The sequence below is a fragment of the Halomonas sp. E14 genome, assembly GCF_052568415.1.
Genome location: NZ_CP199423.1, coordinates 609,147 through 631,301 on the forward strand (window position 1 = coordinate 609,147; position 22,155 = coordinate 631,301).

At 54.6% G+C, this 22,155-nt stretch carries 22 protein-coding genes; 14 read left to right on the plus strand and 8 right to left on the minus strand.

Annotation, left to right across the window (positions count from 1 at the left end):
* Nucleotides 1-4: 4 nt before the first annotated feature.
* Entirely contained in the window at nt 5-202 is a 198-nt protein-coding gene (locus ACT7B3_RS02775) for a CsbD family protein (protein WP_444678451.1), read from the minus strand.
* A gap of 228 nt (nt 203-430) precedes the next feature.
* Here ACT7B3_RS02775 and guaB point away from each other — a divergent pair, with 228 nt between their 5' ends.
* The 9 genes from guaB to ACT7B3_RS02820 all read left to right on the plus strand — a co-directional run bounded on the left by guaB (nt 431) and on the right by ACT7B3_RS02820 (nt 11,433).
* Nucleotides 431-1,900, plus strand: a complete 1,470-nt coding sequence (gene guaB / locus ACT7B3_RS02780; RefSeq protein ID WP_444678450.1) for an IMP dehydrogenase — start codon at nt 431-433, stop codon at nt 1,898-1,900.
* A 103-nt stretch (nt 1,901-2,003) separates the two neighbouring features.
* Entirely contained in the window at nt 2,004-3,578 is a 1,575-nt protein-coding gene (gene guaA / locus ACT7B3_RS02785; RefSeq protein WP_445156776.1) for a glutamine-hydrolyzing GMP synthase, read from the plus strand.
* 489 nt (nt 3,579-4,067) lie between these two features.
* Complete coding sequence (locus ACT7B3_RS02790) at nt 4,068-4,502, plus strand: TIR domain-containing protein (protein WP_445156777.1); 435 nt, start codon at nt 4,068-4,070, stop codon at nt 4,500-4,502.
* Nucleotides 4,495-5,379: a DUF4231 domain-containing protein gene (locus tag ACT7B3_RS02795; RefSeq protein WP_445156778.1), complete on the plus strand. Its 885-nt coding sequence runs from the start codon at nt 4,495-4,497 to the stop codon at nt 5,377-5,379. Before ACT7B3_RS02790 ends, ACT7B3_RS02795 begins: the two co-directional genes overlap by 8 nt.
* 126 nt (nt 5,380-5,505) lie before the next feature.
* Entirely contained in the window at nt 5,506-5,898 is a 393-nt protein-coding gene (locus ACT7B3_RS02800; protein WP_445156779.1) for a TIR domain-containing protein, read from the plus strand.
* 12 nt (nt 5,899-5,910) lie between these two features.
* Nucleotides 5,911-7,230, plus strand: coding sequence for a TRAFs-binding domain-containing protein (locus ACT7B3_RS02805; RefSeq protein ID WP_445156780.1), 1,320 nt, complete (start codon nt 5,911-5,913; stop codon nt 7,228-7,230).
* A gap of 261 nt (nt 7,231-7,491) precedes the next feature.
* The gene (locus ACT7B3_RS02810; protein ID WP_445156781.1) at nt 7,492-8,373 is read left to right on the plus strand and encodes a HamA C-terminal domain-containing protein; all 882 of its coding nucleotides are present in this window, start codon (nt 7,492-7,494) and stop codon (nt 8,371-8,373) included.
* Nucleotides 8,374-8,386: 13 nt separating this feature from the next.
* On the plus strand, nt 8,387-10,618 hold the full coding sequence (locus ACT7B3_RS02815; protein WP_445156782.1) for a DEAD/DEAH box helicase: 2,232 nt from the start codon (nt 8,387-8,389) through the stop codon (nt 10,616-10,618).
* Nucleotides 10,619-10,980: 362 nt separating this feature from the next.
* On the plus strand, nt 10,981-11,433 hold the full coding sequence (locus ACT7B3_RS02820) for an HNH endonuclease (RefSeq protein WP_445156783.1): 453 nt from the start codon (nt 10,981-10,983) through the stop codon (nt 11,431-11,433).
* Between the two features lie 354 nt (nt 11,434-11,787).
* Here ACT7B3_RS02820 and ACT7B3_RS02825 read toward each other — a convergent pair whose 3' ends face one another.
* The 3 genes from ACT7B3_RS02825 to ACT7B3_RS02835 form a co-directional block, all read right to left on the minus strand.
* Nucleotides 11,788-13,029 carry an NAD(P)/FAD-dependent oxidoreductase gene (locus ACT7B3_RS02825; protein ID WP_445156784.1) on the minus strand — a complete coding sequence of 414 codons (1,242 nt, stop codon included), beginning with the start codon at nt 13,027-13,029 and terminating at the stop codon, nt 11,788-11,790.
* A gap of 343 nt (nt 13,030-13,372) precedes the next feature.
* Entirely contained in the window at nt 13,373-13,915 is a 543-nt protein-coding gene (locus ACT7B3_RS02830) for an HD domain-containing protein (protein WP_445156785.1), read from the minus strand.
* Between the two features lie 294 nt (nt 13,916-14,209).
* On the minus strand, nt 14,210-14,416 hold the full coding sequence (locus tag ACT7B3_RS02835; protein WP_444678443.1) for a cold-shock protein: 207 nt from the start codon (nt 14,414-14,416) through the stop codon (nt 14,210-14,212).
* 96 nt (nt 14,417-14,512) lie between these two features.
* Between ACT7B3_RS02835 and ACT7B3_RS02840 the strand changes: the two genes are divergently transcribed.
* The 4 genes from ACT7B3_RS02840 to ACT7B3_RS02855 all read left to right on the plus strand — a co-directional run bounded on the left by ACT7B3_RS02840 (nt 14,513) and on the right by ACT7B3_RS02855 (nt 18,003).
* Nucleotides 14,513-14,797, plus strand: coding sequence for a hypothetical protein (locus tag ACT7B3_RS02840; RefSeq protein ID WP_445156786.1), 285 nt, complete (start codon nt 14,513-14,515; stop codon nt 14,795-14,797).
* A gap of 70 nt (nt 14,798-14,867) precedes the next feature.
* Entirely contained in the window at nt 14,868-16,601 is a 1,734-nt protein-coding gene (locus tag ACT7B3_RS02845; RefSeq protein WP_445156787.1) for a mechanosensitive ion channel family protein, read from the plus strand.
* Between the two features lie 117 nt (nt 16,602-16,718).
* Nucleotides 16,719-17,594, plus strand: coding sequence for a glutathione-dependent disulfide-bond oxidoreductase (yghU, locus tag ACT7B3_RS02850; protein WP_445156788.1), 876 nt, complete (start codon nt 16,719-16,721; stop codon nt 17,592-17,594).
* A 187-nt stretch (nt 17,595-17,781) separates the two neighbouring features.
* Nucleotides 17,782-18,003 carry a hypothetical protein gene (locus ACT7B3_RS02855; protein WP_444678440.1) on the plus strand — a complete coding sequence of 74 codons (222 nt, stop codon included), beginning with the start codon at nt 17,782-17,784 and terminating at the stop codon, nt 18,001-18,003.
* Between the two features lie 160 nt (nt 18,004-18,163).
* Here the strand turns inward: ACT7B3_RS02855 and ACT7B3_RS02860 are convergent, their stop codons facing one another.
* Together ACT7B3_RS02860 and ACT7B3_RS02865 are read right to left on the minus strand one after the other, a co-directional pair.
* The gene (locus ACT7B3_RS02860; RefSeq protein ID WP_445156789.1) at nt 18,164-18,547 is read right to left on the minus strand and encodes a septal ring lytic transglycosylase RlpA family protein; all 384 of its coding nucleotides are present in this window, start codon (nt 18,545-18,547) and stop codon (nt 18,164-18,166) included.
* Nucleotides 18,548-18,743: 196 nt separating this feature from the next.
* Nucleotides 18,744-19,628, minus strand: coding sequence for a diguanylate cyclase (locus ACT7B3_RS02865; RefSeq protein WP_445156790.1), 885 nt, complete (start codon nt 19,626-19,628; stop codon nt 18,744-18,746).
* 612 nt (nt 19,629-20,240) lie between these two features.
* Here ACT7B3_RS02865 and ACT7B3_RS02870 point away from each other — a divergent pair.
* Complete coding sequence (locus ACT7B3_RS02870; RefSeq protein ID WP_445156791.1) at nt 20,241-20,633, plus strand: HIT family protein; 393 nt, start codon at nt 20,241-20,243, stop codon at nt 20,631-20,633.
* A gap of 475 nt (nt 20,634-21,108) precedes the next feature.
* Here the strand turns inward: ACT7B3_RS02870 and ACT7B3_RS02875 are convergent, their stop codons facing one another.
* Entirely contained in the window at nt 21,109-21,420 is a 312-nt protein-coding gene (locus ACT7B3_RS02875) for a hypothetical protein (RefSeq protein WP_445156792.1), read from the minus strand.
* Nucleotides 21,421-21,783: 363 nt separating this feature from the next.
* Nucleotides 21,784-22,095 (minus strand): hypothetical protein, encoded by a 312-nt coding sequence (locus ACT7B3_RS02880; RefSeq protein WP_444678436.1) that lies wholly within the window; start codon nt 22,093-22,095, stop codon nt 21,784-21,786.
* Between the last annotated feature and the right edge of the window lie 60 nt (nt 22,096-22,155).

Sequence of the window (22,155 nt, forward strand, 5' to 3'; positions counted from 1 at the left end):
GCGGTTAGAGGCCGCGAGCCCAATCATCGACCTGGCGTTCCGCTTCCTCGCGCTCCAGGCCATAGCGTTTCTGGATCTTGCCGACCAGCTCGTCCTTCTTGCCGCCGACTTGGTCCAGTTCGTCATCGGTCAGCTCGCCCCAACTGGCGCGGGCCTTGCCCTTCATTTCCTTCCAGGTGCCTTCGATCTGGTCCCAGTTCATTTCCGTCACTCCTATCCGTGAGTGGACCCGTTGCGCACTTCTCAAGCTAGTTCAGCTTCCTGCCGCTGTAAGTCAGCGTCGGTGTCTATCTGTTTCAGAATGTAGACGGGCGGTATGTCGGTGGGCGGCTGGCTCGGGACGGTGCCGCATTGCCCGTGTCTTGGAGCGAGCGTTATAATGGTCGATTCACTTTTCCCCCCTCCCCACCAGCACTGGGTGTTGCCGACTATGTTACGTATGGCCCAAGAAGCTCTTACGTTCGACGACGTATTACTCGTACCCGGCTACTCCGAGGTCCTGCCCAAGGACGTCAGCCTGCGAACCCGCCTGACCCGCGACCTATATCTCAACATTCCCCTCGTCTCTGCCGCCATGGACACCGTGACCGAAGCCCGCCTGGCCATCGCCATGGCCCAGGAAGGCGGCATCGGCATCATCCACAAGAACATGAGCGTTACCGCTCAGGCCGCCGAGGTGCGCAAGGTCAAGAAGCACGAGAGCGTAATCGTCAAGGACCCGGTCACCGTCGGGCCCAAGGCCAAGCTCGAAGACCTGCTGAGCATGGCCGAGGAGTACGGCTTCTCCGGCTTTCCGGTAGTCGAGGGCGAGACCCTGGTGGGGATCGTGACCGAGCGCGACATGCGCTTCCAGCCCAACCAGGGCGACAGCGTTGCCGACATCATGACCCCGCGTGAACGGCTGGTGACGGTGGCCGAGGGCACCGGGCTCGACGTGATCAAGGCCAAGATGCAGGAGCACCGGGTCGAGAAGATGCTGGTGGTGGACGAGGGCTTCCACCTGCGCGGTCTGGTCACCTTCCAGGACATCGAGAAGGCGCGCACCTTCCCCAACGCCGCCAAGGACGCCGACGGCCGCCTGCTGGTGGGCGCCGCCGTGGGCACCGGCCCCGAAACCCCCGACCGCGTCGCCGCGCTGGTGGAAGCCGGGGTCGACGTGATCATCGTCGACACCGCCCACGGCCACTCCAAGGGCGTGATCGACCGCGTGGCCTGGGTCAAGGAGCACTTTCCGCAGATCCAGGTGATCGGCGGCAACATTGCCACCGCCGCCGCCGCCCGTGCCTTGGCCGAGGCCGGCGCCGACGGCGTCAAGGTGGGCATCGGCCCCGGCTCCATCTGCACCACCCGCGTGGTGGCCGGCGTCGGCGTGCCGCAGATTACCGCGGTGTCCAACGTGGCCGAGGCGCTCAAGGCGTACGACATCCCGCTGATCGCCGACGGCGGCGTGCGCTACTCCGGCGACCTGGCCAAGGCGATTGCCGCCGGCGCCAGCGCGGTGATGGTGGGTGGCCTGTTGGCCGGTACCGAGGAAGCCCCGGGTGAGGTCGAACTGTTCCAGGGCCGTACCTATAAGGCCTACCGCGGCATGGGCTCGATGGGCGCCATGGCCCAGAGCCAGGGCAGCGCCGACCGCTACTTCCAGGACAAGGACGCCGGCGCCGAGAAGCTGGTGCCGGAAGGCATTGAAGGCCGCGTACCCTACAAGGGCGTGATGAGCGCCATCGTGCACCAGCTGATGGGCGGCCTGCGCGCCTCCATGGGCTACACCGGCTGCACCAACATCCAGGAGATGCGCACCAAGCCGGAGTTCGTGCAGATCACCGGCGCCGGCTTCGCCGAATCGCACGTGCATGATGTGCAGATCACCAAAGAAGCCCCGAACTATAGAGCGGGTTAACCGCTCGCTGAGTATCGACCGCGGCGGAGGCTAACTCCGCCGCTCGCTTTTCAGACGCCTTGCCCTTGGCCCGCCGCCATACGTTGCCAGTAGAGACGACCCGATGACCGACATTCACGCCCACAAGATCCTCATCCTCGACTTCGGCTCCCAGTACACTCAGCTGATCGCCCGCCGCGTGCGCGAGATCGGCGTGTACTCCGAAGTGCGTGCCTACGACATCACAGAGGAAGAGATCCGCGAATACGCCCCCAATGGCATCATCCTCTCCGGCGGGCCGGAATCCACCGTGGCCTCCGGCTCACCCCGCGCGCCCGAGTGCGTGTTCGAGATGGGCCTGCCGGTGCTCGGCATCTGCTACGGCATGCAGACCATGGCGGTGCAGCTCGGCGGCGCCGTGGAAGGCTCCGACAAGCAGGAGTTCGGCTACGCCCAGGTCAAGATCGACAGCGACGACGACCTGTTCCGCGACATCAAGGACCACGTGGACCACGACGGCAAGGCGCTGCTCGACGTGTGGATGAGCCACGGCGACAAGGTGGCCCGCGCCCCTGAACCGTTCACCGTGACCGCCTCCACCCCCAGCTGCCCTGTGGCCGCCATGACCTGGCCCGAGAAGCGCTTCTACGCCGTGCAGTTCCACCCCGAGGTGACCCACACCCTGCAAGGCCAGCGTATCCTCGAGCACTTCGTGGTTGGTGTTTGCCAAGCGGAATGCCTGTGGACCCCGGCCAAGATCATCGAAGACCAGATCGCCCGCGTGCGCGACCAGGTAGGCGACCGCCACGTGCTGCTCGGCCTCTCCGGCGGCGTGGACTCCTCAGTGGTGGCGGCGCTCTTGCACCGCGCCATTGGCGACCAGCTCACCTGCGTATTCGTGGATAACGGCCTGCTGCGCAAGAACGAAGGCGACCAGGTAATGGAAACCTTCGCCCGCCACATGGGCGTGAAGGTGATCCGCGTGGACGCCGAAGAACTGTTCCTCTCCAAGCTGAAAGGGGAGAACGACCCGGAAGCCAAGCGCAAGATCATCGGCAACACCTTCATCGACGTGTTCGATGAAGAGGCCAGCAAGATCGAAGGCGTGGACTTCCTGGCCCAGGGCACCATCTACCCCGACGTGATCGAATCCGCCGCCAGCAAGACCGGCAAGGCCCACGTGATCAAGTCGCACCACAACGTCGGCGGCCTGCCCGAGACCATGAAGCTGCAGCTGGTCGAACCGCTGCGCGAACTGTTCAAGGACGAAGTGCGCAAGCTCGGCCTGGAACTCGGCCTGCCCTACGACATGGTGTACCGCCACCCCTTCCCGGGGCCGGGCCTGGGCGTGCGCATTCTCGGCGAAGTGAAGAAGGAGTACGCCGACATCCTGCGCGAAGCCGACGCCATCTTCATCGAGGAGCTGCACAACGCCGACTGGTACCACAAGACCAGCCAGGCCTTCGCCGTGTTCCTGCCGGTGAAATCCGTCGGCGTGGTCGGCGACGGCCGCCGCTACGAATGGGTCATCGCCCTGCGCGCCGTGGAAACCATCGACTTCATGACCGCACGCTGGGCCCACCTGCCGTATGAGTTGCTGGAAAAGGTCTCCAACCGCATCATCAACGAGATCCGCGGCGTCTCCCGCGTGACGTACGACGTCAGCAGCAAGCCGCCTGCAACGATCGAGTGGGAGTGAGGTACGCCTAGGCAGAACGCCTGACACGGCTAAGCTGACCGGGATCAAGGGTCTACCAAAGGGTAGGCCCTTTTTCTTTGCAATCCGTTACAGGATTCAGTTAACTCAGTTTAAGGTCGCCGAGACGACTGCCGAAAGAACAGATAGGACAACGCAGACAGGGCTGTCGCAGGGAAAGGATGTCATCCCCGGGCGGTAGTGTGCTTTGAGCTATAAATGCAGTCGATCTTCGAAGACTACCTTTGAAATAGTCTAGCGGAAGTGTAGTGCGGGGTTCCGCTTCCGACCCAGAGCGGCCATGCTGGCTAAGGTAGCAGGCAGGTCCATTCAGTATGTGCTAGCCCGAACTATACTTTAACTTCTAACGTCTTCAATAGGATGAGATATGCTCCATCGCGCGGCACAACAATGTTGAACGATCATGAGCGTTCAAATGGAATGCCAAGCATGCTATATAATTTAACTTTCATGCACAACGAAGAGTGAAGAATGAGCACTAGAAGAATCAACGTATTTATTAGCCATGCTTGGTCCTATTCCGGGCATTACAATTCTTTGTCAAGTTGGATTTTTGATGAAAAATGGCGGTCGGGGCAGGCATCACTCGACTTTAGAGACTTCTCTGTCCCCAAAGATGATCCGATACACGATGCGAAAAATGACTCAGAGTTGAGGGATGCCCTTTACAGGCAGATTGGGTTGAGCCATGTAATCGTTATTCCGACGGGGATGTATGCGAACTACAGCAAATGGATTCAGAAAGAAATTGACGGTTCAAAAAAATACAACAAACCGATCCTTGCCGTGAATCCGTGGGCTTCTATAAGGAGGTCAAGCGTAGTGGCGGCGGCAGCTAAAAAAACAGTGGGCTGGAATAAAAAAAGTGTTGTAGTAGGGATATGGGATCTGTACATCAATGTGTAAAGTGAAGGTATCTTCTGAAGATCTTCCTGGTCTCTATCAATCAGCAAACAGTTGCTCTATACGCGCTCAGAAAGTTTATTTCCGCTCTCTGATGTGGTACTTGCTGCTCTTGATTGTAGCGGCACTTCTTCCTTTTCTAGTAAAATCCACTGCTATGGGCGCCCTAGCCTCTGCGATTCTTTTCCTGGCTACCTTGGGCATCCTAATATTTCTAAGAGTCAAACGACCTGACGATATATGGTACAACGGCCGGGCCGTCGCTGAATCGGTGAAAACAATTAGTTGGCGATGGATGATGAGGGCTGACCCTTATCATGATGCGGATACACTAGATAGCGTATCAAGAGACTTTATTCGTGATTTGAGAAAAATTCTTTCACATAACGAAAGCTTGTCTCATTCTCTGGAGGCGCGATCAGGAGCCAAAGAGCCGATTACAGATCGAATGAGGGAATGTCGGGGGTTATCGATTCAGGATCGGTTGGCAGTATATAAAAAGTACAGAATACAAGATCAAGCCAGTTTTTATTCAGAGAAAGCTGAGTTCAATAAAAGAAGAGCCTCTCAATGGTTCTGGGCTTCCGTAACTTTACACTCGCTTGCGATACTAATACTTTTGTTTCGTATAAAGGAACCTGCGTTCATATTCCCGGTTGAAGTCGTAGCAACCGCGGCTGGTGCTGCGCTTACCTGGCTCCAAGCCAAAAAACATAATGAACTTAGCTCAGCCTATTCATTGACGACTCATGAGATTGTGCTTATAGAGGGGGAGGCTCTATCAGTAAATGACGAGCAAGATTTGTCCGACTTCGTGGTTAGTAGCGAAGCCGCGTTCTCAAGGGAGCACACACAATGGGCAGCTCGTCGGATAGATTAGTGCATAAAAGTTGCTGCTCGCGGATAAATTACTCGCTGCGCTCCTAACCTACCAGTTAGCAATATGTTGGGCGGCGCATGATGCGCTCACCGATAAAAAATAGTTATTTTATCAAGGAGATATGAAATGCCTAATGTCTGTTTTTTTAGCTTCACAGAAGCTGATCGTGAAGTTGTCCTCACTATCAAGGGTCGGGCTGTAAATCCGAATTACAGGAATCTCAATTTTCGCGTTAAGGACCTTTTGAAGCGCTGGAATACTGAGGATGTTGGCGTAATCCGCCAGGCGATTTCTAAAGCCATGATTGGAACTTCACGGACAATCGTGTTCGTCGGAGAAAGAACGTATCGTAGTCGATGGGTACGTGAAGAGGTTGAAAAGACGCTAAGAAATAATAAGCCCGTGTACGCTATTCGTTTGAATAACACGAATGGCACTAAGCCTAAGGTTTTAGAGGAGAATGAGATCCATCTATACAACTGGAGCGAGGACAGGCTTCAAGATATCGCTACTCGGTGAAGGATAGAAACCATGAAGCCATATTGCTTTGTGCTTATGCCGTTCGGGCGGAAATCTGATGAAAGCGGGCGTTTTGTTGAATTTGATGCTGTGTACGATAAGATAATTGCGCCTGCAATAGAGGATGCAAGCTTAGAGCCTATAAGAGCTGATGAAGAGATAATTGGCGGCATAATACATAAACCAATGTTCGAGCGTCTAATGATGTGTGAATATGCCGTCGCGGATCTCACAACAGCAAACGCGAATGTCTTTTATGAGCTAGGAATCAGGCATGGAGTTAGACCATATAGCACAGTACCTATCGCTGCTAGTGGAATGCGTCTGCCGTTTGATGTAGCGCCTTTGAGGGCAATTTTCTATGAATTAGACGATTATGGGTTTCCAGTAAAGCCTGAGTCGGCACGTAAACTATTGAGGGAAAGGCTTGAGGCCTGCCGTGACCCTTCTGACGATAGTCCACTGTATCAATTATTAATGGATTTCCCACGACCTGATCTTCAAAGGTTAAAAACAGATTCTTTTAGAGATTTAGTTGAATATTCGAAATCAATAAAGGAGCGCTTAAGGCACGCGCGTGAGGAAGGTAGAGGTGCTGTCAATGTCATTGAAAAAGAAATAGAAGTAGTCGATGCTGACCCAGCTATTGTTATTGATATTTTCCTCTCTTATCGAGCAGTGAAAGACTGGCAGGGGATGATCGATTTGGTCAATAAAATGGCACCACCTCTAAAGCAAACCATTCTTGTTCAGGAGCAGCTGGGGTTTGCCTTGAACAGGCTGCAGCACCGCAAAGAATCCGAGCGTATATTAATCGAAATTATCGATAGCTATGGGCCAAGTAGCGAAACCAACGGAATACTTGGCCGGGTATATAAAGATCAGTGGGCAATAGCAAAGGAAAATGGAAGTCCTACAGCCAGTGCTTATTTGAAAAAGGCTATTGATGCCTATCTGCAAGGCTTTGAGGCAGATTGGAGGGATGCATACCCTGGAATCAATGCGGTAACGCTTATGGAGTGTTCTGATCCTCCTGATCCACGGCGAACTGAGCTTATTCCGGTGGTGGCGTATTCGGTAAAGAGGCGATTAGCCAGTAAAAACCCTGATTACTGGGATCACGCGACCGAATTAGAAGTACATGTTTTATCCCAGGAGGCTGAAAAGGCTCACGCTGCGCTTGGAATGGTTCTAGCATCGATTCGAGAAACGTGGGAGCCGGAGACGACTGCTAACAATATTAGAATGATAAGAAAAGCACGAGAAAGCAGAGGAGCTGACTGCGACTGGATTAAAGATATTGAAAGCGCTCTGGAGCAGGCCCAAAAATGACTCACAATTGAAGGTGCCCTACAAGGGGCACAAGCCAACCGGTTTTTTCGCTGCCGCTCCAAATCGGCGGCTTAGCCTAGGCGTTATACGTATCAAAAATCGCAATGTCCGCTCCTGGCCGTTAGCTGTCCGTTGATGAGGTAACTAATATTGAGCTGTGCTAACAAAGCGCTGCTGTTGGACAAATTTTCCGCTGCGCTCCAAATTTGCCGCAGAGCACGGCGTTCTGAGCAAAAGAAACATAGGAGTAAACTATAAGAAATGGACTCATCTCTTAAGACAAGACTATGCAATCAAATCTTCAAAGTTGAAGTTGGCGTCCAGTCAGCGGGCGAAGATGATGCTTCTTTTACACTTGATTATGAAGACGGAAGGTACCGGCAAAATGAACTGGTTGGCATAATTAGAGATGCCGTTCCATTTTTTGCACTCACAGAAGATGAGATTTCAACAATAGATAAATCCGAATGGAACAAAAACAGTTTTACGCGAATATCAGATGCAAATAGAAAGTCAAAAGGGGATTATGGCGAACTTTTATTGTTTTTAATCTTAAGCGTTTTTTATGACGTTCCAAAGTTTGTTACAAAAGCTAGACTACGATCAACTACAAGAGAGCAAATCAAAGGGTTTGATTGTGCGCACTTTTCCATTAGTGATTCAAAAGTCACATTATGGCTTGGTGAAGCTAAGTTCCATCAAAGCATTAGCAGCGCTATAACTTCGGCCCTCAAATCGCTCCAGGAGCATCTGAATGACTCGGGAAGGATAAAGTCAGAGCTAAGGTTGCTTGGGGGCGAAATAGAAATAAACAAACAGCTTGAAGAGGAAAAGTATGAACTATTAAAAAGTTATGTTGCTGGAGGAAGATCATTAGATAAAGTTGATATTGCGGTCCCTGTTTTGTGCACATACGACAGCAAGTGCATAAAGAATTTTTCTGGAAAAATGGATAGTGATATTGAATCTGATGATTTCAAAGATAAAATGAGTGTTGAGCTAGAAGAAAACTTTAAAAATATTTACAGTAAGGATTGGCCAAAAAGAAAAAACATAAAAATTGTCTTTTTCATTGTGCCTTTAGAGTCAGTTTCTGAGTTAAAGAAAAGCATTGAACTTGTAGAAAATGCCATGAAATTTTGATTGGAGTTAGTATATGAACCAGCGAATAGCTTATGGCATTGAAAAAATAAAAGATAAGCAAGAAGTTAGCATAGACATTCTTGAAAATTTACTTATTGATGTGTATCGATTGCTTGATTCCAAAGATGAACGAGATTATAACCAATGCCTTTCTGCAATATGTCATTTAGCCAACTACAATTCAACTGATAGCATGGTGCAGCAGCTTTTGCATGACTGCATCGTTAAATCGAGAATATTTTTATATGATAATCTTTTAAAAAAGAATAATGAAACCTATTTTCCAAACATTTCATTCCAAGATAATCTTCTTAGAAATTTTTATACCAGCAAAAAAACCAATACAACTTTAACAAGACCTCAAAAAGAAATATTTGACTCTTTTCAAAGAAACAGAAGACTAGTGGTCAGTGCCCCAACATCCTTTGGGAAAACGCGAATTGTTAGAGAAATTATCCTGCACAACAATTACAAGAATATTGCATTTATAATGCCCACAGTTTCTCTGCTCTCAGAGCAATATCAAGAACTAAGAAGCAGTGTTGAAGGATACACAATCTCAAAATCCTCAAAAGTTAAAGTTGATAAAGATAAAAGCTATATTTTTGTTTTAACACCAGAGAGAATGTCAGCATTTTTAGAAGAAAATCCAAAGTTTGAAATAGATTTTTTCGTCATGGACGAAATTTACAAAGTAGATTACAAGCTTGATGATGACCGGTTCAGGGTGTTTTCAGACATTCTCTACCGCTTAGCCAAAACTGGTTCTGATTTTTATCTCGCCGGCCCATACATATCAGATTTCAGCAAAAATTTCAGAGAGAAGTTTAAGGTAGAACTAAAAAAGTATTCAACTGAAATAGTACAAAAAGATTACTACGCTTTAGATAACGAAAAGGACAAGGGGCTTCACTCTATAGAAAACGGTTCTATTAAAATTATTGGGGATAAGTTTAAAAACCTTCTCAGGTTAGTGTCTGAAGAGTCTATTGATGGTAAATTTTTAATATACCGATATCAGAAACAATATGTGGAAGATACCGCAAAAAAGTTTTTAGGTACATGGCCAGTAAAGCCACATAACAAAGAACTAGTCGAGTATCTATCAAGTTCTGTATCGCCCACCTGGGATTTGATTTCATGTATCAAACGCGGGATAGCTTTTCATCATGGTGCGATGCCAAGGCATATTCAGGACTTGATTGTAGATGAGTTTAATGACAGTAGTGACAATGGGCTAAATTATCTTTTCTGTACTACTTCCCTAACTGAAGGTATCAATTCAGCTGCAAAAAACGTCGTCATTTACGACAAGAAAATTGGTACAGGTGACCTGCTTAAGACATTAGATAGAAAAAATATAGAAGGTCGCGCTGGGCGTTTTATGCAACATTTTATCGGACGTGTATTTCATCTTGAAACGCAAGAAGATGATGATAGAGAGACGTCTGTCGAAATTGAATACCTAGACAATGAATGTGCTTCACTAGAAACTTTAATTCAGTTGGAAAGTGATGATGTGCCAAGTTCAAGAGGTGAGCTTTTAAAGACTCATGCTGAAAATCTTGCTGAGCTAGAAATTGATCCATTAATCATAAAAGAAAATAGGTTTGTGAAAGTCGATGGGCAAATCGAGTTAATTAATCACCTAAGAACAGGCGGAAATCTAGATCGTTATTATTTTAAAGAGCAACTACCATTAAAAGACTGCTTGGAAAATATTTTATCATGTTGCTACGATTATCTTTTCACCGATCATGATAAAGGTAGAAATTTCGATACAGAAATCGGAAAGTCAATTCTAATCGGTCTCACGAAGTACTATATTTATTACACACCTTCGTTCAAAGAGCTTCTAAGTTCAGACACAGTACTAAGAGCAAGAGCGAACGAAAACTCTCGAATTAGATATGTGTTTGATTTGATGTCTAAGTACTTTGAGTTTTCATGGCCTAAGTATCTTAAAACGTTCTCTAACGTCTATAATTTTGTAGCATCAGAAAAGCGCCAGCCATTAATAGCCCTTGATATGGTTATAGCTAAACTAGAGTATGGAACTACCGAAAATCATGAAATTATATTAAGAGATTCCGGCCTCCCTAATGAAATTATAAAAAAAATATCACACTACTTTAAAGGATGTGAAACCTATGAAGACATATATAGTGTCAGTCGGTCAAAAAATAATGAAATAATAAATTCTATTCACCCTATAGAAAGTAAAATATTTCGTAAGTACATATAGGCACAGAACAAGTAAATCCAGGTGACGACTACAGCGCACCTGATTTAGGCGTTAGGTCCCTGGAGGAAGAATTGAGTACCGTGTATCCATTTAAGGCCGGAAACCAGTATGCCGAATAGATGTGTTTCGCATTCTTGGCATTGATGACCCTGGTGGCGACAGGGTATACCTCACACGAGGACGATCAATTCATTTTCTGCGGCGTCGGTACCACTGGCCGGACTGGTCACGATTAACGCAACAGATTTGTGGGCGACAAACTAATTTTGTTCGGGAGTCACAATCTAAGCTGCATCAGCCCTCCATTCAAAATTTTCTGAATCCCGCAGGGCACGTTTATCTCTTCTTCCGGGAAGATAATCGTGAAGCATTCACGTTCGCTGGCCCACCCAAAAAGCTACAAGGACTCCAGCCCAGTTGAAGTAACCTGGGGGTTCGGAGGAACTGATTTCAACCGCCCCGGAGTCCTTCCTGAAGAAATCGAAAACCCAGAGAGTGTTTCAGAGGAAGCGAAGAAGACGATAGCCGTAAACGTCTATGAGCGTGATCCCAACGCACGTAAAAAGTGTCTTAAGCATTGGGGCACAAAATGCGTAATCTGCAACTTTGATTTTGAACGCGTCTACGGAGAGCTGGGCCGTGGACTTATCCACGTACATCACCTGAAGCCGTTGGCTGAAGTGGGCGAGGAATACGATCTAAACCCGGTTTCGGATTTACGCCCAATCTGCCCCAATTGCCACGCTATGCTTCATCGAAAACGGCCCGCTTTGTCGATTGCAGAGCTGAAAGAATTCATAGTATACGGTGGTTAGTATCAAGGAGTAATCTAACAAAACGCTGCTGGCGAAGTTTGACCCGCTGCCATTATTGTTTCCAAAAAAGAGGCCGTCGGCTCAAACGCACCTGGAGTTAGACGTTTTAGGCGCGGCCATTGCCATTCAGTTTGAGACTGATAATCCCAAAGCTTCGTAACTCGCCATTGCGTTTGCCACCTAACCAGCTTGTCATTCTCTTTATTGTGAAAAATCTAGTCGCCAAGATGCTAGAGAGTTGTGAGTTTGCAAAAAGCAGGCGCCTCAATGAACTTCGCCCCAAAGGTTGGTTGGTGTCCAACTTTTGGGATGCAGTTCACACATTGGGCGCCCGCTTTCGTCATGGCCTTGCCTTCAAAAGCGATCGACCCGGAACGGAGCCATATCCACCGCGGGCGCTTCGCCATCCATCATCTGGGCGAGCAATTCGCCGGTGGCCGGGCCCAGGGTAAAGCCCTGGTGGCCATGGCCGAAGGCGAGCCACAGCCCTTCCTTGTCGGGGGCGGGGCCGATCACCGGCTTCATGTCGGGCAGGCAGGGGCGGGCGCCTTTCCAGGGCTGGCTGTCGCGGCGCTTGCCCAGCGGGAACAGCTTGCGTGCCACCTTTTCGGCGGCCTCCAGCTGCTTGTACTTGGGCGGCGAGTTTAGGTCGGCCAGCTCGGCGCCGGTGGTCAGGCGAATGCCGGCGCGCATGGGTTCGAGCAGGAAGCCCTTCTCGGCGTCCATCACCCAGTGGTTGAGCTTGGCATCCCGTTCGGCGGAGTAGTGCATGTGGTAGCCGCGCTTCACGAACAGCGGCACTTTCATGCCCAGCTTCGCCAGCAGCTCTCCGGCCCAGGGGCCCAGGGCCACCACCACTTCCTTAGCTTCCAGGGCGCCTTCGCTGGTATCGACTCGCCAGCCGCCCTCAACCTGGCGCACGTCCTCGACGCTGGCCTGCTTCACCTGGCCGCCTTGGTCGGCAAAGCTGCGGGCGTAGGCCTGTACCAGGCCGCCCGGGTCCGAGACCATCCAGGGCTGCGTCCAGTGGATCGCTCCGATCAGCCCTTTGGCCAGGTGCGGCTCCTTGGCGTAGAGCGCCTCGGCGTCCAGCACCTCGTATTCCACCCCGAAGCGCTCGTGGTTTTCTCGGGCTTCTTGCTGGCGCTCCTCAAATTCTTTCTGGGTGCGGTACAGCTCCAGCCAGCCGCCCTTGCGCACCAGCGCCTCGGCGCCGGCGGCTTCGATCATCGGCGCGTGGGCATCCTGGCAGCGCATGATCAGCGAGGCCCACTCGTTCACGATGCGCTCGTAGCGCTTACCGCTGGAGTTCAGCCAGTAGTTCAGCAGCGGGCCCGCCGCGCTCAGCATGCCAGTGGGGCGGTAGCGGATGTCTACCTGGCGGTTGGGCACCACCCGCAGCAGGGTGGCGACATCGCGGGGAAAGGCGTAAGGGCGCACCGCCTCGCGCTGGATGATGCCGGCATTGCCGAAGGAAGTCTCTAGGCCCGGCTCGCGGCGGTCCACCAGCGTGACATCATGACCGCGACGCACCAGATGCCAGGCTACAGATACGCCGACCATGCCGGCACCAAGAACGATGATTTTGCGGGCCATGAAGGTCTCCCTGCCGATGGAAAATGGAAAGCTCCGCCGCGGGCAGAGCCTGTCATTGCGCGGAGTGTATCAGCACTTCCCAGAAAATCGGCTGCCTGCTGGAAATTAAGATAAAGCCGCCATAACTCTGCTTTCAGACAGAATTTTCGCCCATAGTCATAAGGTTGAAGAGAATTTTTGTTTGTAGCGGGCTCCTGGTCCTGCTCGCGCCCTTATCGAATAGTGTAGGTGCTGCCTTGAGGGCCGCCATGGTCTGGCTGTGCTCTGATCAAGGGCGGGTGGGGCGGTCGTACTGCTGGTCTTTGGTGAATGGTAGCGATGAGGCTCGGGAGGCTGTCGCTGGTTATCGCGAAGCGCCGCGGATCTTGGCCTCGCCCTCCGTCAAGACGCTCCATGCCTGGCGCCTCAGTGCCTCGTCACCCGCCGTCATCACTTCCAGAAGCTGGCGCTTTTCGGCCAGGTAGACCCGGGCGAAGCCATGGTCTCGCGCGACAATGCTGCCGGTGTTGTCGATCAGGTCGGCGTACTTGATGGTCTGCGCCTGTGGGGATACCTGCGCCAGCCTGTCGCGCTCCAGTGCCTTGCGGTGGGCGCGATTGCCGATTTCCGGATTGGAGAACTGGTTCGTCAATTCCAGCACCAGCAGGGAGACACGCTGACCGAAGCACTCCTCGATGTCCAACGCCGTCACGTCGGTGTCTTCGAGCACGTCGTGAAGGTAGGCGGCGGCGATCATCTCTGCTGTTGCCGACCCTACGGCCGCCACCATCTCGGCAACGTCCACCGGGTGCTGCCAGTAGGGCTCGTCGGTGTACTTGCGTCGCTGCCCCACGGCCTGGTGGGCGGCGCGGCTGAACAGCGCAGCGTGTCTGATCATGTCGTGCATCTGGTCACTCCCGTTGCTGTACTTTCCATCCTGTTGCCAGCCATCGTCGAGCATGGAGTTCTTCACGGGGAGTATTAGCAGAGAACGAGCTGGTGTAATAGGTTGGTTGTAGATCAACGGCTGGATTGTATTGATGCAGAGGCAGAGTATTTCAATACTTTTGGGTTGCTCAGGCTAGACGCTAATTGATAAAGGCCACGCTCGATAAGTGTCATGTTTAATAAAGCAGCAAGGCCCGCCTAGGCGGGCCTTGCTATCGAGCCGTGAGACTCGACAAATCGTTTAACCGTTAGGTTAGGCGATTTGCTTGATATTCGAAGCCTGAAGGCCTTTCTTGCCCTGGGTCACGTCAAACGAGACGCTTTGACCTTCCTGCAGGGACTTGAAGCCATCAGATTGAATTTCGGAGAAATGGGCGAACACGTCGTCGCTGCCATCGGCAGGAGAAATGAAGCCAAAACCCTTGGAGTCGTTGAACCACTTGACTGTTCCAGTCGTCATAATCGAATTCCTTTCGCGCATTTTAGCGCCTTGCCTTTGTCCTGGTGTTACCCAGATGAGTAGCGGGTAAAACAAGGAAAATCACAGGGCTGCCGAATGAATCCGAACGCTACTGAAACCATGCCGCTTGCTTACCAACTGCAGCTACGGTGTCACGTTGACTGTTTCAGGTCAAAGCCTTTCGTTGCTGTTTTTAGTGAATGTCGTGAAGAGCATGTTTTCGTTGAAGTTAATAAAAAATTAAATTCCGGTTTGAACGGAAGTGCTGATCTCGACATAGGCAAGAGGGGGCTGGGCAGGTCGGAGGCGGCACTGGGCTGGACGAAGCGCAAGCCGTTGGCTGTACTGCAAGCAACCTTGGGGCTGGCTGGCGCGGCATGATCGCCGAGCGGGCAGCCCCACGCTGGCCGAGGGAGGCGCCAGCGTTTCGCTTCGTATCAGGATGAGCTGTATGACGGGAAACGGCACATGGCGACGAGTGGCAGTGTGGGCCGTCTTGCTGATGGGGATTGTCATTGCGCTGCCGGGCTTTGCGCAGGTGCCCCAAGGGGCGGGTGGCAATGGGCCTGAAAGCGAGAGTGAAAGCGAGGCCGAGGAGAAGGAGTGGTTTCCCCTCGACTCGCTGAATGTCGGGCTTGGTGAGGTACCCGAAGGCGTATTGCGCTCCACCCCGCGGGATTCGGTCCGCAGCTTCCAGCAGCTTACCGGGCAGGAGCGGTATGCCGACGCGGCGCACCTGCTCAATCTTTCCGAGCTGGAACCGGAGGCACAGCGCCAGCAAGGGGCGGAGTTGGTGCGGCAGCTGGCCGAGGTGTTTCAGCGCGGCGAGGGGCTGGATGCTTCCGAGCTTTCCGGGCGGCAGGATGCCGCCATCGAGGACCCTTCAGGGCAGCACCCCCAGGCGGGTGAGCCGCGGCGAGATATCGAGCTGGCATCGCTCGAGGCCGGCGGTGAAGCCTATGATATCCGCCTGGCTCGCTATCGGGTGGACGATGAAGACCCGGTCTGGCTGATTACGCCGAACAGCATCGCTTCCATTCCCGTGCTCTACGAGGCGTTCGGCCCCTCGCTGATCGAGCGCTATATCCCCGAGCGCTTCAAGACCCCGCTCGGCCGGCTTCAGCTCTGGGAGTGGATCGCCATTCCGCTCTTCTTGCTGTTGATCGGCCTGGTGGGCTGGGGGGTTTACTGGTTTGTGGGCCTGCTGGCCTACTGGTTTCCCAGCGGGGTGGTGAGCATCTTCACCGGCCGCATCCGTGGCCCCATGGCGCTGCTGATCATGGCGTTCGTGGCGCAGACGCTGCTCGACTACGTGGTGTCGTTCACGGCGATGGCCACCACCTTCATCAGCGTGATGCTCATTGCGCTGATCGCCTGGAGTGTCGCCAGCATTGCGCTGCGCCTGGTGGATACCTTCCTGCTCAAGGTCACCCGGCGCTTCGTGGGCGAAATCGACGACACCAAGCCCAAGGATGAGCGCAGACTTCTGACATCGCTCTATGCGCTGCGCCGGGTCATCATCCTGGTCACGGTCATCGCCGTTGCCGTTTATGTGCTGAGCCAGATCCAGCTCTTCGAGACGCTGGGCATGTCGCTGCTGGCGTCGGCCAGCGTGGTAGCCGTGCTGGTGGGTATCGCGGGCCAGGCGGTGCTGAGCAACATTCTTTCCTCGTTCCAGCTCTCGCTGGCCAAGCCCATCCGCATCGGCGACCTGGTGATGTTCGAAGGGCAGTGGTGCTACGTGGAGGGTATCTTCTATACCTATATCCGTCTGCGGGTGTGGGATGAGCGGCGGGTGATCGTGCCGGTGACCTACTTTGCCTCCAAGCCCTTCGAGAACTTCTCGGTGATCAATCCCAAGATGTACCGCAGCCTGGAGTTGACCCTGCACCTGAGCGCCGATATCGAGGTGATTCGTGAGAAATTCATGGCGCTGGCCGAGCAGGAGGAGAACGTCATCGAGCATCACAAGCTGTGCTGCTACGTGACCGGCCAGACCGAAAGGGCGCAGACCGTGGTCTGCTATCTGATGGGTTCCGACCCCTTCGCCGGCTGGGTGGCAGAGATGCAGATCCGCGAGAAGCTGATGGCCTTCATTCGTGACGAGCACCCGGAATGGTGGCCCCGCGAGGTGGTGGTCTTGAGCCAGCGAGATATCGCCCGTGGCGATAAGCCCGATGCCTAGCGAGAAGGCCGGCGGTATGCTCGAACCCCAACTTTTAACCGGCTATCTTTTGCCTACTGCTCGCGTTCGCTGTTCGGCAGCAGACGCGGCTGTTTCGCTAGCCGTTGGGGAATTGCCATGAGTTCAGACAATGCGTACGTGCCGCCCAGGGTATGGAAATGGGAGAGGGCGAGCGGCGGCCAGTTCGCCAGCATCAATCGACCGGTAGCGGGGCCGACCCACGACCAGGCGCTGCCGGTGGGCGAGCACCCGTTCCAGCTCTATTCGCTGGCCACGCCCAATGGGGTGAAGGTCACGGTGATGTTCGAGGAGCTGCTGGCGTTGGGCCACAGGCAGGCCGAGTACGATGCCTGGCTGATTCGTATCGCCGAGGGTGAGCAGTTCGGCAGCGGGTTCGTGGCGGTGAACCCCAACTCCAAGATCCCGGCGCTGATGGATCACAGCACCTCGCCGCCCACCCGAGTGTTCGAATCGGGCGCCATCCTGCTCTACCTGGCAGAAAAGTTCGGCGAGTTCCTACCCCGCGACCCGGCTGGGCGAACGGAGGCGTTGAACTGGCTATTCTGGCAGATGGGCAGCGCACCCTATCTCGGCGGCGGCTTCGGCCACTTCTATGCCTACGCACCCACCAAGATCGAATACGCCATCGACCGCTTCGCTATGGAGGCCAAGCGCCAGCTCGACGTGCTGGATCGTCGCCTGGCCGAAAGCCGCTACCTGGGGGGCGAGGCCTACACCATCGCCGACATCGCCAACTGGCCCTGGTATGGGCAGCTGGCGCTGGGGCGGCTTTACGAGGCGGGTGAATTTCTGCAGGTCGAGACGTACGAACACGTGCAGCGGTGGGCCAGGGAGATCGATGCCCGTCCGGCGGTAACGCGCGGTCGCATGGTCAACCGCACCTTCGGTGAGCCGGAAGAGCAGCTGCACGAGCGCCACGCCGCCAGCGACTTCGACACCGACACCCAGGACAAGCTCGTACCGCGGCGCTGAGGGAGGGGGCGATAGCGCGGGTAGCGAGGCGATGCTCATGTGATACGTTCAGGCTATTGAAGCGATAGGCTGGCTCTCTCGAACCTTCCCTGCATGGCTAGGCTCCAATGTCATACCCGTAACCACGTAAAGCATGAGCGGCAGTATGACAATACAAGCCATCCACCATCAGGGAAGGAGCTGGCATATGATGACGCGTCTAGGTTGTGTTCTGTATTTGATCGGGATCGGGGTGGCCATCGTGATGGTATTCCCGTTGATCTCGGCCTTGGCCTATTCAGCGCTGACAGGCTTCGAGCAGATTCGCTGGGGGCTCTTCTTCTCCGGCAGCCTGTTCTTCCTCGTTATCGCTGCGATGGCCTTCCTGCTTGGCAAAGGCGCCAACCACGCCCTCAGCAACGCGAGTTGAAGCTGAGGCTTCCTGCCTGACAATGTCACCCGCACAAGCCGGCAGCGTGAATCGCGCTGCCGGCTTGTGCTTTTGGTCGTCTCGATGAAAAAACAGCGCAAAGACGAATTTACCCAGGGTAAAGAAGTCTTTGCGCTGTTTTTTGTTGTGCCTGCCGAGGCTAGTTGATGGCGGTGACCTGAACGGGAACGGTGCCGCGCCGCAGCATGCCAAGCTCTCGTGCCGCCTGTTTCGAGAGATCGATGATCCGGCCTTCAATGAAGGGGCCGCGGTCGTTGATCAGCACCTTCACCTCCTGGCCCGTATCCGCACGGGTGACCAATACCTCGGTGCCGAGGGGGAGGCTGGGGTGGGCGGCCGTCAGGGCCTGTTGGTCGAAGGGTTCGCCACTGGCGGTGGTGGCGCCCTGAAAGCGATCGCTGTAGTAGGAGGCGATGCCTTCCTCGATGGTGTCGCTAGTCTCGGCGTGGGCGATGGTAGCGCTCAGTGCCAGGAGTAAGCCTGCAAGTAAGCAGGCGTAACGCGTTCGGGGTCGTGCTCCCATAGGGTTACCTCAGGTTTATCGTGTGGCGGTTATCGCTGACATCGATGAGGTGCTGGCGAGCTGTCTGGATAGTAACCGCCCAGCCTGATCGCGGCAACCCCACGGTTCCTGCAGTTCAAAACGGTTTGGCACTGATACCTGCAAAATGGGCGGCGATGAACTCAAGTTTCGAGGCTTGGCATCGCCGCCACAGGCTTCAGGCCTGCCCGGCCAGGCTGGGGGCGCTGTCCGGTTCGCTGGCGATCAGCCGCAGGCGCGGCACGCTGCCGGTTCGATTGCGCCCTTTCGCCTTGGCGAGATAGAGCCCCTCGTCGGCCTGCTTGATCAGGGTGTGGCGATCGCTGCCATGCTGGGGAAGCGTGGAGGCGACGCCGATGCTGACGGTGAGATGGTCGGCAACTGGCGACTCGGGGAAGCTGAGCGCACGCTCGGCCAGCAGGCTATGCACGCGCTGCGCCATGCGCGTCGCACCTTCCAGGCTGGTGCGCGGCATGATGATCGCCATCTCTTCGCCGCCGTAGCGTGCCACCAGGTCGCCGGGGCGAGCCGCTGCAGCCTGCAGCACATCGCCGACCTGGCGCAGGCATTCGTCACCTTCCAGGTGGCCGTAGCTGTCGTTGTAGAGCTTGAAGTGATCGACATCGATCAGCAGCAGGCTGATCGGCTGGTGCTCACGTGCGGCGCGGCGCCACTCCAGCTGGTAGACGCGCTCGAATTCGCGCCGATTGGCCATGGCAAGCAGGCCATCGCTGGCGGCCTGCTTGTGCAGTGCTTCGTTGCGGGCTCTAAGCGCCCGATGCTCGGCCTGCAGCTTGGCTTCACGCACCTGCTGCCATTTCCAGGCCGGGATGAGCAGGGTGGCCACGGTGGCCAGGATGCCCGCCAGGAAGGAGACGAGCATAGGATTGGCTTGAAGCGCCTGGGGAATCAGCAGTTGCAGCGCGTAGGCGGTAGCGGGGAACAGGGCCAGCTCTTGGGGCACCAGGTTGCCCAGGGCGAGCGCCGCGTCCAGCAGCAGAATGGTGCCGAGCACTGCGCCAGCATGGGCTGAGCTTAAATGGGACGGTAATTTGACCTTCATGTGCAACGCCTCTTCCTGAGTCTTACTGCAATGCCGGCGTGATAACGTCTTCCTATGGGGTGGCGACCAGTTCTCTTGCTGTCTAGACCGATAAAAAAAGAAGGCCGCGGAGCGGCCCAAGTACGCAGGGAACTATCGGTCATTGCCGGCTGACCGTGAAACTGCCGGAACGATCAGCAATGAAAACTGTGGGCCGAGCTTGCCGGGACTCCTGTCCCGTGGGCCTGTCCATGGCGAAGCAAGAGCTCCGGGCCTGGGGCGGCACGAGGGTTTTGCCAGCGTGCCTTCCTGTCTCGCCTGTCACTGGAACTAATGTAAGCGATAAACATGCCAGCTGTTAAAATTTTTGTTATCTAACAGTTTCTTAGTGTTACGAAAAAGCGGCGAGGGGAGCCTGGGTTGGCCAACTCCTTCTTTTCGGCACTCATATCTGTCGCCATTTGCGGACGCTTGGCAGGGGGTTTAGAAATAATTAAGTAAAATCATGTTGTTATGTGTCACTTTTTGGCGACATATTAAGTGTGCCGTTTCGCTCACCGTGCGTTCTATTGCGTTATCAGCGTAGTTGGGGTCTATTCGCTTTAGTGCAAAAGCCTGCTGAGGAGGCGTGAAATGGCAACGGTGTTTACCCGTATCATGCAAGGCGAGCTTCCGGGCCACTTCGTGTGGGACGACGAGCAGTGTGTGGCGATCATGACGCTGAACCCGATGAAGCCTGGCCACCTGCTGGTGATACCGCGCCAGGAGATCGACCATTGGGACGACCTGCCGGCCGAGCTCAGCGATCACCTGATGGCGGTTTCCCGAACGCTGGCCAAGGCCCTGAAAAAGGCCTTTCCCTGCGAGCGGGTCGGGCTGATGCTGGTCGGGCTCGAGGTACCTCATGTGCATGTTCACCTGGTGCCGCTCGATGCGATGGGGGACATCCAGGTCGTGGGGTTGCCCCAAGCCACGCCCGACGCGCTGTCGGCCGCTGCCCAGCGGGTGCGTGATGCGCTGGGTTGAAGCTAAGTTTCTTTGGTTAGGCTGGCGGTATGTCGGGCCAGGCGCGGTCCGTCGGGCCAAGCGCGTATTTCAGGACAGGCGCGTACCTTGGTAACTAAACAGGAGGCGTGACGCCTCCTGAGGGTGGGTTACTCCTAGTGGGGATTCCGCGAGGGCCCGCTGCGTCCTGGCTGGGCTCGGTTGGCGGGGTTGAGCCTAAGGTAGTCGGCGAAAGCGTCGAACGCGTTACGTTGCTCGCGGGCTTGCTGTGCCCAATGGAGTATTACTTCGGTGTTGAACGGCGTGGGTTTCACATCGGATAGAGTCATCGGGGGTCCTCCTTGTGGGACGACACCCTCAGGGTAGGCTGAATTGCTGCGGTGCAGCATGTATTTTTGTAACCATGCTGGAGGCTGAACCGCTCGCCTGCCCTACAACCCCTTTGACCTCATGCAGTTGGCTACAGCGCCCCATGGCATGGCCATGGGGCAAGTGATCACTGCGGGCGGCTTTGCTGGTAAAGTTCCGCTTTGGCGTCGCGCATGACATCCTCGCAGGCGGCCTGATGGGCCAACTGGGTGAGCAGGCTTTGCGTGACTTCAAAGCCCTTGCCAAGACAGTTGTCGATCTCCTGCCGGCTGACCAAGGGATAGACGGTGTATTGCACTTTCAAGGTTCTTCCGCCACCGTCCAGCTTGTCCGCGAATTCTCTAATGCGCCAGGCGATACGCTCCTTCCAGCTTGCGCGTTCTTCCGCCCCGTCGTTAACACTGAACGTGCACTGCCATTCAGGCTTGTAGACTTTCATGAGAACCTCCTGTGCAAGCTTGGAATGATCGAACGTGGCATTTTCTCCGTGGTAACAGGACTGCGTAATCAGCTTACCAATTTTACGAAATGGTGACATCCGTCGCGCTGGCGCGTATGCCGCTGTTCCTTTCGTAGGAAACAGGCATCAGTTCAGCCTACAGGCCCTCTTGGCGAGAGTCCCGGCTTTTCTTGCTTGTGTGAGTCCCTGGCTGCTTGGGCGGGACACCACGACTGGCTTGCTCTGCGGGTGGGCAGCAGGCGCAGCGGCAGTCGGCACGGCCTGTCTACCACAGAAAGGGCTGGCTGCGCTTAACGGCAGTGGGTGGGTGACCGACATGTGGCCGCAGGGCATGCCAAGGGCTCAGCGGTGCTGCTGCTCCTCGAAGAGCTCGGCCTTGGCATCGCGCATCACGTCTTCACAGGCGGCCTGCTGGGCCAGCTGATTCAACAGGTTATGCGTCACTTCGAAGCCCTTCACCAGGCAGGTATCGACGTCCTGGCGGCTGACTTCCGGCATCACGCTGCATTCGATCTTGACGGTTCTTCCGTTGCCATCGAGTCTGTCGGCCATTTGCCGCAGGTACCAGGCAATACGCTCCTTCCAGTTCGCATTTCCTTGCGCGCCTTCGTTCACGGTGAACGTGCATTGCCACTCAGGTTTATAGACCTTCATGTGAACCTCCTGTTCTGACCGGTAGGTATCAGGGTGGGTGGTACTCCTTGCGTGCAGGTT

Bases quoted from the DNA above. Each gene is read 5' to 3' on its own strand.
- ACT7B3_RS02775 (WP_444678451.1), bottom strand. From the start codon at position 202: ATGAACTGGGACCAGATCGAAGGCACCTGGAAGGAAATGAAGGGCAAG.
- guaB (WP_444678450.1), top strand. From the start codon at position 431: ATGTTACGTATGGCCCAAGAAGCTCTTACGTTCGACGACGTATTACTC.
- guaA (WP_445156776.1), top strand. From the start codon at position 2,004: ATGACCGACATTCACGCCCACAAGATCCTCATCCTCGACTTCGGCTCC.
- ACT7B3_RS02790 (WP_445156777.1), top strand. From the start codon at position 4,068: ATGAGCACTAGAAGAATCAACGTATTTATTAGCCATGCTTGGTCCTAT.
- ACT7B3_RS02795 (WP_445156778.1), top strand. From the start codon at position 4,495: ATGTGTAAAGTGAAGGTATCTTCTGAAGATCTTCCTGGTCTCTATCAA.
- ACT7B3_RS02800 (WP_445156779.1), top strand. From the start codon at position 5,506: ATGCCTAATGTCTGTTTTTTTAGCTTCACAGAAGCTGATCGTGAAGTT.
- ACT7B3_RS02805 (WP_445156780.1), top strand. From the start codon at position 5,911: ATGAAGCCATATTGCTTTGTGCTTATGCCGTTCGGGCGGAAATCTGAT.
- ACT7B3_RS02810 (WP_445156781.1), top strand. From the start codon at position 7,492: ATGGACTCATCTCTTAAGACAAGACTATGCAATCAAATCTTCAAAGTT.
- ACT7B3_RS02815 (WP_445156782.1), top strand. From the start codon at position 8,387: ATGAACCAGCGAATAGCTTATGGCATTGAAAAAATAAAAGATAAGCAA.
- ACT7B3_RS02825 (WP_445156784.1), bottom strand. From the start codon at position 13,029: ATGGCCCGCAAAATCATCGTTCTTGGTGCCGGCATGGTCGGCGTATCT.
- ACT7B3_RS02830 (WP_445156785.1), bottom strand. From the start codon at position 13,915: ATGCACGACATGATCAGACACGCTGCGCTGTTCAGCCGCGCCGCCCAC.
- ACT7B3_RS02835 (WP_444678443.1), bottom strand. From the start codon at position 14,416: ATGACGACTGGAACAGTCAAGTGGTTCAACGACTCCAAGGGTTTTGGC.
- ACT7B3_RS02840 (WP_445156786.1), top strand. From the start codon at position 14,513: ATGAATCCGAACGCTACTGAAACCATGCCGCTTGCTTACCAACTGCAG.
- ACT7B3_RS02845 (WP_445156787.1), top strand. From the start codon at position 14,868: ATGACGGGAAACGGCACATGGCGACGAGTGGCAGTGTGGGCCGTCTTG.
- yghU (WP_445156788.1), top strand. From the start codon at position 16,719: ATGAGTTCAGACAATGCGTACGTGCCGCCCAGGGTATGGAAATGGGAG.
- ACT7B3_RS02855 (WP_444678440.1), top strand. From the start codon at position 17,782: ATGATGACGCGTCTAGGTTGTGTTCTGTATTTGATCGGGATCGGGGTG.
- ACT7B3_RS02860 (WP_445156789.1), bottom strand. From the start codon at position 18,547: ATGGGAGCACGACCCCGAACGCGTTACGCCTGCTTACTTGCAGGCTTA.
- ACT7B3_RS02865 (WP_445156790.1), bottom strand. From the start codon at position 19,628: ATGAAGGTCAAATTACCGTCCCATTTAAGCTCAGCCCATGCTGGCGCA.
- ACT7B3_RS02870 (WP_445156791.1), top strand. From the start codon at position 20,241: ATGGCAACGGTGTTTACCCGTATCATGCAAGGCGAGCTTCCGGGCCAC.
- ACT7B3_RS02875 (WP_445156792.1), bottom strand. From the start codon at position 21,420: ATGAAAGTCTACAAGCCTGAATGGCAGTGCACGTTCAGTGTTAACGAC.
- ACT7B3_RS02880 (WP_444678436.1), bottom strand. From the start codon at position 22,095: ATGAAGGTCTATAAACCTGAGTGGCAATGCACGTTCACCGTGAACGAA.